This window comes from Bradyrhizobium sp. HKCCYLS3077, assembly GCF_051167555.1.
Lineage (GTDB): Bacteria > Pseudomonadota > Alphaproteobacteria > Rhizobiales > Xanthobacteraceae > Bradyrhizobium.
In genome coordinates, this window is record NZ_JBNPTH010000002.1 from 111,352 (window position 1) to 125,650 (window position 14,299).

The window sequence follows — 14,299 nt, forward strand, 5'->3', positions numbered from 1 at the left end:
CTATCCTCCAATGCTCCAGAACACCGACCAGGGCGGAAGACGATCGCCCGGCGTGCCGCCCCAGATTGGCGTGCTCGTGAGCAGGCTCGCATCACCCGCGATCTCCGTGTCGGAGACGTTGGCGAGCAGCCGCAGCTTGGTGCCGTCGCCCATGACCCAATGCGCGCTGAGGCGGCCATCATCGGTGACGTCGGCCTTGCCGAAGCTCGCGCCCGGCAGTCGCGGCGCTACATGCCGGTGGCGTGCGACGAGCAGATTGCGCACCAAGGCGAGGCGCTCGCGGCCTGGAGACTCGTTGCGCGCGTCCCAATCGATGATCGCGGACTTGAACGTCTCGATGTCGAGCGGATCGGGCACCTCGTCGCCATACTTGGCATACGCCCACTCATATTCGCTGCGGCGTCCCTTGCGCACGGCGTTCGCAAGATCGCCCTTGAAGTCGCAGAAGAACGGGAAGGGCTGCTTTGAGCCCCATTCCTCGCCCATGTACAGCATCGGCACGGTCGGCGCGAGCAGCGTGACCGCCAGCGCGGCCGCGATGCCTTCGGGCGGGGCCAGCGCTTCGAGACGGTCGCCGAACACGCGGTTGCCGATCTGGTCGTGGTTCTGCAGGAAATTCACGAACGCGCCGGGGGCGAGATGACCGCTCGGTTCGCCCCTGGCAATGCCTCCCCAGAAGGCGGCCTGCTCGCCCTGATAGACGAAGCCGGACGCGAGGGCGCGCGCGAGCCCGCTGCGCGGCGATTGCTGGTAGTCGCCATAATAGCCGCCGGTCTCGCCGGTCAGCATCACGTGCCAGACATGGTGATAGTCATCATTCCACTGCGCACGGAACTTGCCGCGCGGCGGGTCTTCCGCGGCGTCGAGCATGCTGGCGCGGTTGTCGCCGTTCTCGAGCACGAGATGGATGTGTCGCCCCGTCTGCGCGGCGAGCTTGCCGACCGCCGCACTGAGATCGTGCAGCATCGGGATCTCACCCTCATTGTGGAGGATGTGATTGACGGCGTCGAAGCGCAGTCCGTCGAAGCGATAGTCGGTCAACCAATGCAGCGCGTTCTCGATCGCGAAGGCGCGCACCTCCGGCTTGCGGTAGTCGATGGCGCTGCCCCACGGCGTGTGGGCGTCGGTGAAGAAGGTCGGCGCATAGCGACCGATGTAATTCCCTTCCGGGCCGAAGTGATTGTAGACGACGTCGAGGAACACCATCAGCCCGCGCAGATGCGCCTCGTCGATCAGCGCGCGCAGATCGTCGGGACGGCCGTAGACGTGATCGGGCGCGTAGAGCAGTACGCCGTCATAGCCCCAGTTGCGCGAGCCGGCGAAGTCCGCCAGCGGCATCAACTCGAGCGCGGTGATGCCGGTCTCGACGAGATGATCGAGCTTGTCGATCATCGCCCTGTAAGTGCCGTCCTGGGTGAAGGTGCCGACATGGCTTTCCAGGAACACCGCATCCTGCCACGGCCGTCCACGCCACTCCTTGGAGCGCCAGGTGTAGGTGCTGTGATCGATCACCTCGCTCGGGCCGAACACATCCTCGGGCTGGAAGTCGGAGCCGGGATCGGGAACGTCGAGCTCGTCATCAATACGAAACTTGTAGCGCGCGCCGCCGCCGACGCCGGGGAGATCGAGCGTGTACCAGCCGCCGTCGCCGCGCTGCATCTCATGACGTCCGTCGAGCACCAGATCGACCCGCTCGGCGGCGGGCGCCCACAGCCGGAAGGTCGTGCCGTTGGCGGTGATGCGAGGTCCGAACTGACGCGCGCTCATGACAGGCCCGCATACGCCAGGACAGAGCGGGGTGGTGCCTTCAGGTCAGCCCCTGCTGCGAAGTCGGCCTGCTTCTGCTGGGCTTGGGTGGTGTCGAGAACCTGTTGCCAAATCTTGGTTTCGGCGAGCTTGGGCAATTTGAATCCGATCTCTTCGGGGGCGGCGTTCAGAACGATAAAGATCGGAGCCTGTTCCTGTTCCACCGGGCCGAGCACATAGGCGAGAAATCGTCCGTCGGGAAAAGTCCAGTCGGTCTGCGTCATTTCCTCCGCCGCAGGCGTCAGCCACAACACGCCGAAGCTGCCGTCGGAGCGGCGGCCATCCAACCAGCGGCGCGCGCGGATCTGGCCGAAGCGACGGCGCAATTCTGTCATGTGCGCGATGAAGTCGGTGAGGTCGTCGCCCTCGCGGCCCATGCCGCTCCAATCGACCCAGCCGACCTCGTTGTCCTGGCAATAAGCGTTGTTGTTGCCGTGTTGCGAGTTGCCGACCTCGTCGCCCGCGAGCAGCAGCGGCAGGCCCTGCGCCAGGAACAGACAGGCGAGCTGGTTTTTGCGCGACTGCCGCCGCAGCGCATTGATCGTGACGTCGTCGGTCGGCCCTTCATGGCCGAAATTGTTGCTGTGATTGTCGTTGGAGCCGTCGCGATTGTCCTCGCCATTGGCCTCGTTGTGCTTGCTGTTGTAGGCGAACAGATCGGCCAGTGTGAAACCGTCATGGACGGTGACGTGGTTGACGCTGGCGCGCTGGGTGCGGCCGTCATGGTTGAAGATGTCGGACGAGCCGGTCATGCGGCTCGAGACTTCGCCGATCAGGCTGCCTTCGCCGCTCCAGTAGCGTCGCATGGCGCTGCGATAGCGGTCGTTCCACTCCGACCATTGCGACGGGAAGGCGCCGACCTGGTAGCCGCCGAGGCCGACGTCCCAGGGCTCGGCGACCAGCTTGACGCCGGCCAGAACAGGGTCCTGCCGGATCGCGGTGAGGAAACCGCTGCGCCGGTCGAAGCCGTGCTTCTCGCGCGCCAAGGTCGTGGCGAGGTCGAAGCGGAAGCCGTCGACATGGCAGACCTCGACCCAATAGCGCAGGGAATCCATCACCATTTGCAGCACGCGCGGATGCGTGAGATTCACCGACGAGCCGCATCCGGTGAAGTCGTCATAGAAGCGCGGATTGTCGGGCTTGAGCCAATAATAGGAGGCGTTGTCGATGCCGCGGTAGCACAGCGTCGGCCCGAGATGGTTGCCTTCGGCGGTGTGGTTGTAGACGACGTCGAGCATGACCTCGATGCCGGCGTCGTGCAGCCGCGCGATGGTCGTCCTGAATGCGTCGAGCGGATTGTCCTGCGCGTAGCGCTGCTCCGGCGCGAAGAACGAGATCGTGTTGTAGCCCCAGTAATTGACCAGCTTCTTCTCGACCAGCATGCGGTCGTCGATGAAGGCATGGATCGGAAGCAATTCGACCGTGGTCACGCCGAGCCGCTTCAGATGCTTGATCATCGCCGGCGACGACAGGCCGCCATAGGTGCCGCGGAGGTTCGGCGGCACGTCGTCGCGCTTGTTGGTCAGGCCCTTGACGTGGGCCTCGTAGATGATCGTGTCCTCCCATGGGATCTGCGGCCGCATCTCGCGCCGGCCCCAGTTGAAGGTCTCGTCGATGACGACGGCCTTGGGCATGCCGCGCGCATTGTCGCGGCGGTCGAACGACAGGTCCTCGCGCGGCGAGCCGGCGCGGTAGGCGAAATGCGCGTCGCTCCAGACCAGCCGGCCGGCGAGGCGCTTGGCATAGGGGTCGAGCAGCAGCTTGTTGGCGTTGAAGCGGTGGCCGCGCTCCGGCTCGTACGGGCCATAGACGCGGTAGCCATAGAGCTGGCCCGGCGAGACGTCGTTCAGGTAGCCGTGCCAGACGTCCTCGGTCCGCTCCGGCAGCTCGATGCGTTCGATCTCGCGCCGGCCCTGGCTGTCGAACAGGCAGAGCTCGACCTTCTCGGCATTGGCGGAAAACAACGCAAAATTCGTCCCCCGTCCGTCCCAGGTGGCGCCGAGACGGGCGTGGCTTCCTGCGGCCAAGCGCATGGAATCAGGCTTCCGGGACGAGAAATACCGCTGCCATGGGCGGGAGGATGAGGTTGAGGTGTTGATCTTCAGAGGCATGGACCTGGCCGACATTGCCGACATTGCTGCCGCCATAATGGAGGGAGTCGGAGTTGAAAGCTTCCCTCCATGTGCCGCCGAGCGGCACGCGGACCCGGTAATTGTAATACACGTTGGGCGAAAAGTTCACGACCACGACGCAGCGGGCATGGTCATCGAAACCTTTTCGCACCCAGGCGAAGACATTGCGGTCGGAATCGTCGGCGATCAGCCACTCGAAGCCGTCCGGTTCGCAGTCGCGTTCGTGCAGCGCCGGCACGTTGCGATAGAGATGATTGAGGTCGCGGATCAGCGCCTGGATGCCGGCATATCTGCCGTCACCGAGCAGGTGCCAATCGAGCGAGGTGTCGTGATTCCACTCCCGCTCCTGGGCGATCTCGCAGCCCATGAACAGCAGCTTCTTGCCGGGGTGGCCGAACATGAAGCTGTAATAGGCGCGCAGATTGGCAAAGCGCTGCCAGTCGTCGCCGGGCATGCGGCCGAGGATCGAGCGCTTGCCGTGCACGACCTCGTCGTGCGACAGCGGCAGAATGAAGTTTTCCGAGAAGGCGTAATGCAGCCCGAACAGGATCTCGCCGTGATGATATTTGCGGTGGATCGGATCCTTGCTGACGTAGCGCAAGGTGTCGTGCATCCAGCCCATGTTCCACTTGTAGCCGAAGCCGAGCCCGCCCATGTCGACCGGCCGCGACACCTGCGGCCACGCGGTGGACTCCTCGGCCGCCGTGGTGGCCTGCGGGAAATGGCCGAACACGTCGATGTTGGTCCGGCGCAGAAACTCGATGGCTTCGAGATTCTCGCGGCCGCCGAACTTGTTCGGGATCCAGCCGCCGGAGGGACGGCTGTAGTCGAGATAGAGCATCGAGGCGACGGCGTCGACGCGCAGGCCGTCGATGCCGTAGCGCTCGAGCCAGAACAGCGCATTGGAGCGCAGGAAATTGGCGACTTCCGTGCGGCCGTAATTGTAGATCAGCGTGCCCCAGTCGAGGTGCCGGCCCTGCATCGGGTTGGCATGCTCGTACAGCGCGGTGCCGTCGAAATGGCCGAGGCCGTGCGGATCGTCCGGGAAATGTCCCGGCACCCAGTCGAGCCACACCGCGAGGCCCTCGCGATGGCAGGCATCGATCAGTGTGCAGAAATCCTCAGGGCTGCCGAAGCGGCTGGTCGGCGCGTACAGGCCGGTGGGCTGATAACCCCAGGAGCCGTCGAACGGGTGCTCGTTGATAGGGAGAAATTCGATATGGGTGAAGCCCATGTCGCGCGCATAGGCCGGCAGCTGTTCGGCCAGCTCGCGATAGGTCAGCCATTGATTGTCGTCCTTGCGCCGCCACGAGCCGAGATGCACCTCGTAGATCGAGACCGGCCTGTTCAGCTTGTTGATGTCGTGCGGCGCCGGTTGCGGCCGGGGCAGGCGCGTTTCGTCGACGACGATCGAGGCCGTCTTCGGGCGCACTTCGGCTGCGAACGCCATCGGATCGGACTTCAGCGGCAGGTGCTCGCCCTGCGGGCCGATGATGTCGAACTTGTAGTGGTCGCCGGCGCGGGCGCGCGGAATGAACAGCTCCCAATAACCGTTGCCACGCACCCGCATCGGATGCCGCCGCGCATTCCAGAAGTTGAAATCCCCGACCACGCTGACGCGCCGCGCATTCGGCGCGAGCACGATGAAGCCGACGCCGTCGACGCCGTCGATCACCGTCGGGTGCGCGCCGAGCTTGTCGTAGAGCCGCTCGTGGTTGCCCTCGCCGAGCAGATGCAGGTCGAAATCGCTGAGAATGGGCAGGAAGCGGTAGGGGTCCTCGAGGTCGGTGACCTGATCGCCAAAGGTGGCGCGCAGGCGATAGCGCTGCATCGACGACATCGTCCCGGTGAACAGGCCGGCATCGTGGATGCGCGCCAGCGGTGCCACTTCGCCATGCTCGCCGACCACCTCCACCCGGGAAGCCTCCGGCAGGAACGCGCGCACGACGGTCTTGCCGTCCACATTGTGCTGACCGAGATAGCGAAACGGGTCGGCATGCCGGCCCTCGATGATCGCAAACGCCTCGGGAGAAAGATGTGTCATGAAGACTCGCTGGCAGGAGCTGGCACGGACAGGACGCGAAGCAGATTGCCCAGCGCGACGCGAAGCCAATCCGGCCGGTGGGCCAGATCATATTCGAGCGCGCCGAGGGCTTTTTCCAGCAGGAAAAAGTTAAGGAGCGCCTCCGCGCTGTGCGGATCGTCCGGCCAGAGGCGCTGGTTGGCCTTGACCTCGCGATAACCGCCCAGGAATGCGGCAGTCGCCTGATCGCGCCACTCCGACAACGCGGCGGCGATCCGGCCGTGATCGTCAGGACCTGCCTTCAACGCGCGCTCGAGTGCAACGCGGGCCGAGCAATCGATCGAGCGCAGGAAGCCTGCGATGTCGCGCGCCGGCGGGGCCTTGCGGCGGCGCTCGGCGAGCGGCAGTCCCTCGTCACCATCGAAGTCGATGATGACGATGTCGTCCTTGACGATCAGGATCTGGCCGAGATGGAAATCGCCATGCAGACGGATGTCGCAGCCGCCGATTTGGTGCAGAATCAAGGTGCTCAGCCGTTCCGACAATTCGCCGCGTCTGGCGAGCACCTGATCCGCCAGTCCCCGCTCTGGCTCCTTCAGGTGGTCGCGGCGTTCGCTCAGCCCGGCCACCACCCGGCCGGCCTCGGCGCGCAGCCGGTCGATCCAGTGATCGAGACCATCGGCCGTGGTCGGTTCGGGGGCGAACTCCGGCAGGTCGCTGCGCGAAGCGAGTGCGGCATGCAACTCGCCGAAGCGGCGGCCGGCCTGGGTCATGTAGCGCAGATAGGGCGAGAGCTCCTCGCTCTGGCGCTCGTCGCCGCTGGCGGCAAAGACGCGCTGATCGTCGACAAAGCGGTCGAGATAGGCGGCGCTCACGGTCCAGCCATCGCCCTGGTTCTCGATGTAGCCGTGGACACAGCCGACGGTCTGCCGCTCGCCCTCCTGAATCACCTCGACGCTGCCGAGCAGCGGCGGCACGTTGGCAAAGCCGACCGTCTCCGTCAGGAAGCGGCCGACGTCGACTTCTGGATGCGGACCTGCCTCGAGCTCACGGCGGATCTTGACGAAGAACTCGTTGTTGACGACCGCCTTGCTGCTGCAGCGGTCGGTCTCGACCACACGCACCTGCTCGGATTCACGGATCTGCTTGTCGGGGAATTTCGAGGTCGGGCGGAAGTCCAGCCGGACGCCATTCTCCTCCACGGTCAGCGAGCGCTGCAGATTGTGCAGCAGCAGCGCGAGGAAGATCGGGCTGGTGGCAGCGTCGAGCAGGGTGCCCTCACGGGCGCCCTGGCGCACGGCGGCAAGGGCCTGCGGATTGTAGCGGTCGCGATCGAAGCGCACCCATTCGATCTGCATCGGCAACAGGTAGCGCAGCTTGTCGTCGCGCTCGGACGCCTTGAAGAAGATCAGCCAGGGACGGTTGTCGCCGATGTCGCAGAACGGGATCGCCGAGGTCAGCGTCGGGTGGATCGCGTCGGCCGAGCGCTCGGGATACCAGCGCGTGCGCGACAGATGTCCCGGCAGCACGTCGCGCTCGAACACGCTGCGGGTACGCGCCAGCGAGACCCAGGTCGAGCCGAGCGGCACCACCAGCGTCTCGAATTCCGGAACGGCACGTTGAATGACGGGCTCGGACTTCTCGCGCTCCTTGAGCTGGAACCAATAGAAGCCGTAGGGCGCGAGCGTGATCATGTAGGGAAGATCGCCGATCGCGGGGAAACGCGACCGTCCGAGCATTTCGATCGGCACGCGGTCCTTGAAGGCCGAGAGATCGAGCTCGGTCGCCTGTGCCGAACGCGACAGGTTGGCGACGCAGAGGATGACCTCGTCCTTGTACTGTCGCACATACGCCAGCACCGACCGGTTGGCCGGCCGGATGAACGTCATGGTGCCCCGGCCGAAAGCGAGTGTCGACTTGCGCACCGAGATCAGCTTCTTGGTCGCGTGCAGCAGCGACGACTGGCTGCGCGATTGCGCCTCGACGTTGACCGCCTCGTAGCCATAGACAGGGTCCATGATCATCGGCGCGTAGAGCCGGGCCGGGTCGGCGCGCGAGAAGCCGCCGTTGCGATCCGGAGTCCATTGCATCGGCGTACGCACGCCGTTGCGGTCGCCGAGATAGATGTTGTCGCCCATGCCGATCTCGTCGCCGTAGTAGATGATCGGCGTGCCCGGGAACGACATCAAGAGCGAGTTCATCAGCTCGATCTTGCGCCGGTCATTGTCCATCAGCGGCGCGAGCCGCCGGCGGATGCCGACATTGATGCGGGCGCGCGGATCGTTGGCATAGGTCGACCACAGATAGTCGCGCTCGACGTCGGTCACCATCTCCAAGGTCAGCTCATCGTGGTTGCGCAGGAAGAGCGCCCATTGGCAGGTGGCGGGGATATCGGGAGTCTGGCGCAGGATGTCGGTGATCGGAAAGCGGTCTTCCTGCGCGATCGCCATGTAGATGCGCGGCATCAGCGGGAAATGATAGGCCATGTGGCACTCGTCGCCCTGGCCGAAATATTCCTGCACGTCCTCCGGCCACTGATTGGCCTCGGCCAGCAGCAGCTTGTCCTTGGCGTAATTGTCGAGTTCGACCCGCAGCCGCTTGATGATCGCGTGCGTCTCCGGCAGGTTCTCGTTGTTGGTGCCGTCGCGCTCGCAGAGATAAGGGATCGCGTCGAGCCGGAAGCCGTCGACGCCCGCGTCGAGCCAGCGCTTCATCACCTGGATGATCGCGCTGACCACCCGCGGATTGTCGAAGTTCAGGTCCGGCTGATGCGAGAAGAAGCGGTGCCAGTAGAACTGGCCGGCTTCGGGGTCCCAGGTCCAATTGGACTTCTCGGTGTCGGTGAAGATGATGCGCGTGCCCAGATATTTCTGGTCGGTGTCGCTCCAGACATACCAGTTGCGCGCGCTCGACCCGGGCGGACTGCGGCGGGCCCGCTTGAACCAATGATGCTGGTCGGAGGTGTGGTTGACCACGAGCTCCGTGATCACGCGCAGGCCCCGGCGCTGCGCTTCCTGGATGAAGCGCTTGAAATCCTTCATGGTCCCGAAATCGGGATTGATGCTGCCGTAGTCGGCGATGTCGTAGCCGTCGTCGCGCCCGGGCGAGGGATAGAACGGCAGCAGCCACAGCGCGGTGACGCCGAGATCCTGCAGGTAGTCGAGCTTTTCGGTGAGGCCGGCGAAATCGCCGATCCCGTCATTGTTGCTGTCGGCGAATGCCTTGACGTGCAACTGGTAGATGATCGCGTCCTTGTACCAGAGGCCGTCGCCATCGGTCTCGGTCTGGAGCGGGGCGTCCAGGGATGACATCAGGTTCATGAGGCCCTCACCGGGGAAGGAGGAGAACGAAGCGGCTGCAATCGCGCGGGGTGTGGTCCCATCGGCTCTGGTCGTGATGGCATCGGCCCCGCGAGATGCGGCTCTCCTCAAAAGAGGGCAGAATAGGGGAGAAAGCGTCTCGCCGGAGGACGCTCTCGAACGTGTGCGCGAATTTGTTCACGGTGATGCCATTGACAAGAAAACAGTGTCCCGGTTCGCTAGGACCCGAGACGACCCCATAACAAAGCTGCCACGGGCGATTTTGTTCCCCAGGGAACGAGCGCGAGGGCGGCGCGTTGGGGGTCTATCCTGTTGCCTTCCAACAACAATTTGACGACGTGCGACACTTGCCACGTCCAGAATCGCGTGCCGAATGGATCTCTTCAAAGAAGCTCACAGTCTCGGAATCCTGACAGAATTCTACGATGGTCAGGGACAACTCCGCGTCACCGACGAGGCGGCCCTCAAAATCATCGTCGAGGCCTTCCCAAGGGCCACGCCGCACCCGCTTCTGAACGGCGCCGTCGTGATTCGCTCCGGGCAACCGGCGCGCAGCCGATTGGACGAGGCGGCCAAGCTGCCGGTGGTCTGGGCGGTCAAGCGCGGAGATGTCGTGGTCGCGCGCGGCGAGGCGCAGGAGTTCTCCCTCGAATGGCCGGCCGATCTTCCGGTCGGCAGCTATCGGGTCGAATTGACCGATGCGTCGTCATGCCGCGATGAGCTGCCGCTGCTGGTCACGCCGGGCAAGGCTTTCAGTGGTGATTTCGATCGCGTCTGGGTGCTCGCGGTTCAGCTTTATGGCATCCGTTCACGCCGCAACTGGGGCATGGGCGATTTCACGGACCTGGCGGATCTGATCACGCAGTGTGCGAAGCTTGGTGCCGACGGTGTCGGCCTCAATCCGCTGCACGCGCTGTTCGACGACCGGCCCGGCGATTTCAGCCCCTATGCGCCGAACAGCCGGCTGTTTCTCAATGCGCTCTATGTCGACGTCGAGCAGGCGCCGGGTTTTGCCAACGGGCCGGACAGCAAGGCTCTCGAGCCGCTGCGGCAGGCCGAGTTGGTGGATTACAAGGGTGTCGCTGCATTGAAATGGCCGGCGCTGCGCGCAGCCTTCGATGCTTTCATGGCCGCGCCGAGCAGTGCTGACGCCGCCGAGTTCAAGGCCTACCGCGCCGAGCGCGGCGACCTCCTGGCGCGCTTCACCTGCTTCGAGGTGCTGCGTCACCAGTTTCAGACGCCGTGGTGGGAGTGGCCCGAGGAATGGCGCCAACCCGATCCGGCGCGCTGCGCGGCGCTGCTCGCCGGGCCTGATAGCCGCGAGGCCGATTTCGTCGCCTATGTGCAGTGGCTCGCCGAGCGGCAGCTGCGCCATTGCAAGGATCTCGCGCATCGCCTCGGCATGAAGGTCGGGCTCTATCTCGACGTCGCCGTCGGCGTTCAATCCGACGGCTTCGATGCCTGGAACGAGCAGGGCGCTATCTCGCGGACGCTGTCGGTCGGCGCGCCGCCCGATCCGCTCAACACGGTCGGTCAGAACTGGGGCCTGGCGGGCTTTAACGCGCCGGGGCTGGAGCTGAAGAATTTCGAGCCGTTCCGGGAGATGATCCGGGCCTCGATGCGCCATGCCGGCGCGATCCGGCTCGATCACGTGCTCGGGCTGAAGCGGCTCTATCTGGTCCCGCACGGCTTTCCGGCCAAGCAGGGCGCCTATGTCCTGATGCCGTTCGATGCGCTGCTTGCCGCCACCGCGATGGAAAGCGTCGCCAACCAGTGCATCGTCATCGGCGAGGATCTCGGCACCGTGCCGGAAGGTTTTCGCGAGCAGATGGCGGATTGGGGCCTGTGGTCCTACAAGGTGATGATCTTCGAGCGCGACGACAGCGGCCGCTTCCGCGATCTCGACTATTATCCGCCCAACGCGCTGGTCACGCTGAACACGCATGATCTGTCGACCTATGCCGGCTGGCGGTCGTTCGGCGATCTCAACACCAAGCGTGGTCTGGGCATCGATCCCGGCGAGACCGACCAGGATCGCTGGCGTGCGCTCGGGCTGTGGGACGAGGTGCTGCGCCATAATGGGATTCAGAGCAACGACGTGCATGCCGCGATCGGCTTCCTGTCGCGGACGCGGTCGCGCCTGCTCGTGATCTCGATCGAGGATCTGTTGGGGGTCGTCGAACAGCCGAACATTCCCGGCACCATCGACGAGCATCCGAACTGGCGCCGCAAGATTCCGGTTCCGATCGAAGACCTCGCCGCGAGCACCAGTTTGGAGGCGTTGCGAACGGCGACGGCCGAACGGATCAGCCCCGCCGGCGTTTAGAATGCGGGGTGCGGGTGGGGGCATTTGCACACGGATGTGGAATGTCCTGCAGGATCGAAGATTACGCGCTGATCGGTGATTGTGAGACGGCGGCGCTGGTGAGCCGCAACGGGTCGATCGACTGGCTGTGCTGGCCGGCGTTCGACTCGGACGCCTGCTTTGCCGCTCTCCTGGGCGATCATCGCAACGGCCGCTGGCTGATCGAGCCACGCGGCGAGGTGACCACGACGTCGCGTCGCTATCGCGGCGACAGCCTCATTCTCGAGACCCGGTTCGAGACGGCGACGGGCACGGTCGAGCTGATCGACTTCATGCCGCCGCGCGGCAGCGCCTCGGATGTCGTTCGGTTGGTCCGCGGCGTTTCGGGCAAGGTCCCGATGCGGATGGACCTCATCATCCGCTTCGGCTTCGGCGTCGAGATTCCCTGGGTGCGGCGCTCCGAGGATCGGTCCGCGCTGCTAGCCGTGTGCGGCCCGGACATGGCCGTGCTGCATACTCCGGTCGCGACGCATGGCGAAGACATGACCACGATCGCGGAATTCGAGGTGACCGCGGGCGAGACCGCGCCGTTCGTGTTGACCTATGGCCCCTCTCACCTGCCGGTCCCCAACGCGATCGACTACGAGCAGGCGCTTCGCGACACCGAGGCGTTCTGGTCGGAGTGGTCGCAGCGCTGCACGTTTCAGGGAGATCATCGTGATCTCGTGATGCGCTCGCTGATCACGCTGAAGGCGCTCACCTACGGCCCGAGCGGCGGCATCGTCGCGGCGCCCACGACATCATTGCCGGAAAAGCTCGGCGGTCGGCGCAATTGGGACTATCGCTTCTGCTGGCTGCGCGACGCCACGTTTACGCTGCTGGCGCTGATGAACTCCGGCTACACTGAGGAGGCCCTGGCCTGGCACAATTGGCTCCTGCGTGCAGCCGCCGGCGCGCCGGCGCATATGCAGATCATGTACGGCATCATGGGGCAGCGCCGGCTGACCGAATGGGAGGCGGAATGGCTGCCCGGCTATGAGGGCTCGCAGCCGGTGCGGATCGGCAACGCCGCGCATGCGCAGTTGCAACTCGACGTCTATGGCGAACTGATCGACGCCTTCCATCAGGCGCGCATGACAAAGCTCAAGCTGAATGACGGCACCTGGGCGCTCGAACGCGCCGTGGTCGACCATCTCACCGATGTCTGGGACCAGCCCGACCATGGCATCTGGGAGCGTCGCGGTGACGGCCGCCACTACGTGTTCTCAAAGGTCATGACCTGGGTCGCGTTCGATCGCGCCATCAAGAGCGCCGAGCGGTTCGGGCTGAAAGCGCCGCTCGAACGTTGGCGGCGGCTGCGCGAGACCATCCATCACGACGTCTGCGAGAAGGGCTACGATGCCTCCGTCGGTAGCTTCGTCGACTCCTACGGCTCGAAGCTGCTCGATGCGAGCTTGTTGCTGCTGCCCGCGGTCGGCTTTCTGCCGAGCTCGGATCCGCGCATTCGCGGCACCATCGCCGCGATCGAGCAGCATCTCGTTCACGACGGCTTCGTGCTGCGGCACGATCCGCGGGAGGTGCCGACAGATGAGCAGCAGCCGATCGAGGGCGCGTTCCTCGCCTGCACCCTGTGGCTGGCCGACGCCCATGTGCTCGGCGGCGACATCGCCAAGGCGGAGACGCTGTTCGAGCGCGTGGTCGGGATCGCCAACGATGTCGGCCTGCTGGCCGAAGAATATGATACGGACGCGCGCCGGCAGACCGGCAATTTTCCGCAGGCACTGACGCACATCGCGCTGATCAATACGGCGCAGAACCTGTGCAGCGCCAAGAGGGCCGCCGAAAAGCCGGCGAAGCAGCGTTCGGACGCGTGAGTCTCGCCCGCGCGTCGGCTACCCTTCCGCGTTCTCCGCCAGGATCATCTCCATCGCGTTGGCGAAGCCTTCGTCCTGGTTGGAGGTCGTGACGCGCGTGGCCTTGCTCTTCACGTCCTCGCTTGCATTACCCATGGCGATCGACAGTCCGCTGACCTCGAACATCGCGACGTCATTGTGCATGTCGCCGATGGTCGCGACCTGGTCGAGCGGAATGCCGAGCCGTTGTGCCATCGCCGAGACGAAGGTGCCCTTGTCATGACCGGGCGGGGTGATGTCGAGATAGTAGCTCTGCGAGCGGACGGCGGTGGCCTCACTGCCCAGTGCGTCGCGCATCTCGCCTTCGCAGCGGGCCAGCAGGTCGAAATCGCTGCTGGCGCCGACGATCTTGCAGGCGTTCGCGAGATGCGGCTGGAAGTCTTCGACGATCGTCGGCTCCGCGCGGATGGCGCGGCGCTCGTTCGGCACGTATTCGCCGTGCGGATTTCGCGTCAGCCAGGCATCGTTGGTGAACACCCAGATGTCGACTCCGGTGCGATGGAGGAGGTCAACGGCGCGCTCGGCTGCGCCTTGCGGGATCAGGCTCTGCTCCACGGGGCGCATGTCGGCATCGATGATCGAGCTGCCGTTGAACGGCCCGAGCGGCAGGGTGATCTGCAGCGGCTCGACCAGGAAGCGCATCCCGATCGCCGGGCGGCTGGAGGTCAACGTGAACGCAACGCCGGATTCGTGCAGCCGGCGCGCCGCCTTCGCGGCGCGCTCGGTCAGGACTTTGTCCTTCGTCAGCAGCGTGCCGTCGACATCGGACACCACGAGAGCGATGCGGGTCATGAGCCGTT

At 65.0% G+C, this 14,299-nt stretch carries 7 protein-coding genes; 2 read left to right on the forward strand and 5 right to left on the reverse strand.

Annotation, left to right across the window (positions count from 1 at the left end):
* Genes treZ through treS form a run of 4 tightly spaced genes read right to left on the reverse strand, consistent with a single transcriptional unit; the run spans position 1 to position 9,281 of the window.
* Complete coding sequence (gene treZ, locus ACQR0Z_RS06575) at positions 1–1,767, reverse strand: malto-oligosyltrehalose trehalohydrolase (protein WP_434918097.1); 1,767 nt, start codon at positions 1,765–1,767, stop codon at positions 1–3.
* The gene (gene glgX / locus ACQR0Z_RS06580) at positions 1,764–3,839 is read right to left on the reverse strand and encodes a glycogen debranching protein GlgX (protein WP_434918098.1); all 2,076 of its coding nucleotides are present in this window, start codon (positions 3,837–3,839) and stop codon (positions 1,764–1,766) included. The genes treZ and glgX overlap by 4 nt, the downstream gene beginning before the upstream one ends.
* Before the next feature lie 4 nt (positions 3,840–3,843).
* Positions 3,844–5,982, reverse strand: coding sequence for a 1,4-alpha-glucan branching protein GlgB (gene glgB / locus ACQR0Z_RS06585; RefSeq protein WP_434918099.1), 2,139 nt, complete (start codon positions 5,980–5,982; stop codon positions 3,844–3,846).
* Positions 5,979–9,281, reverse strand: a complete 3,303-nt coding sequence (gene treS, locus ACQR0Z_RS06590) for a maltose alpha-D-glucosyltransferase (RefSeq protein WP_434918100.1) — start codon at positions 9,279–9,281, stop codon at positions 5,979–5,981. The genes glgB and treS overlap by 4 nt, the downstream gene beginning before the upstream one ends.
* Before the next feature lie 373 nt (positions 9,282–9,654).
* Here treS and malQ point away from each other — a divergent pair, with 373 nt between their 5' ends.
* Both malQ and ACQR0Z_RS06600 read left to right on the forward strand, forming a co-directional pair.
* Complete coding sequence (gene malQ, locus ACQR0Z_RS06595) at positions 9,655–11,607, forward strand: 4-alpha-glucanotransferase (protein WP_434918101.1); 1,953 nt, start codon at positions 9,655–9,657, stop codon at positions 11,605–11,607.
* Between the two features lie 41 nt (positions 11,608–11,648).
* Complete coding sequence (locus tag ACQR0Z_RS06600) at positions 11,649–13,460, forward strand: glycoside hydrolase family 15 protein (protein ID WP_434918102.1); 1,812 nt, start codon at positions 11,649–11,651, stop codon at positions 13,458–13,460.
* A gap of 18 nt (positions 13,461–13,478) precedes the next feature.
* Here ACQR0Z_RS06600 and ACQR0Z_RS06605 read toward each other — a convergent pair whose 3' ends face one another.
* Positions 13,479–14,291: an HAD family hydrolase gene (locus ACQR0Z_RS06605; protein ID WP_434918103.1), complete on the reverse strand. Its 813-nt coding sequence runs from the start codon at positions 14,289–14,291 to the stop codon at positions 13,479–13,481.
* Between the last annotated feature and the right edge of the window lie 8 nt (positions 14,292–14,299).

Bases quoted from the DNA above. Each gene is read 5' to 3' on its own strand.
- glgX (WP_434918098.1), bottom strand. From the start codon at position 3,839: ATGCGCTTGGCCGCAGGAAGCCACGCCCGTCTCGGCGCCACCTGGGAC.
- treS (WP_434918100.1), bottom strand. From the start codon at position 9,281: ATGAACCTGATGTCATCCCTGGACGCCCCGCTCCAGACCGAGACCGAT.
- malQ (WP_434918101.1), top strand. From the start codon at position 9,655: ATGGATCTCTTCAAAGAAGCTCACAGTCTCGGAATCCTGACAGAATTC.
- treZ (WP_434918097.1), bottom strand. From the start codon at position 1,767: ATGAGCGCGCGTCAGTTCGGACCTCGCATCACCGCCAACGGCACGACC.
- glgB (WP_434918099.1), bottom strand. From the start codon at position 5,982: ATGACACATCTTTCTCCCGAGGCGTTTGCGATCATCGAGGGCCGGCAT.
- ACQR0Z_RS06600 (WP_434918102.1), top strand. From the start codon at position 11,649: ATGTCCTGCAGGATCGAAGATTACGCGCTGATCGGTGATTGTGAGACG.
- ACQR0Z_RS06605 (WP_434918103.1), bottom strand. From the start codon at position 14,291: ATGACCCGCATCGCTCTCGTGGTGTCCGATGTCGACGGCACGCTGCTG.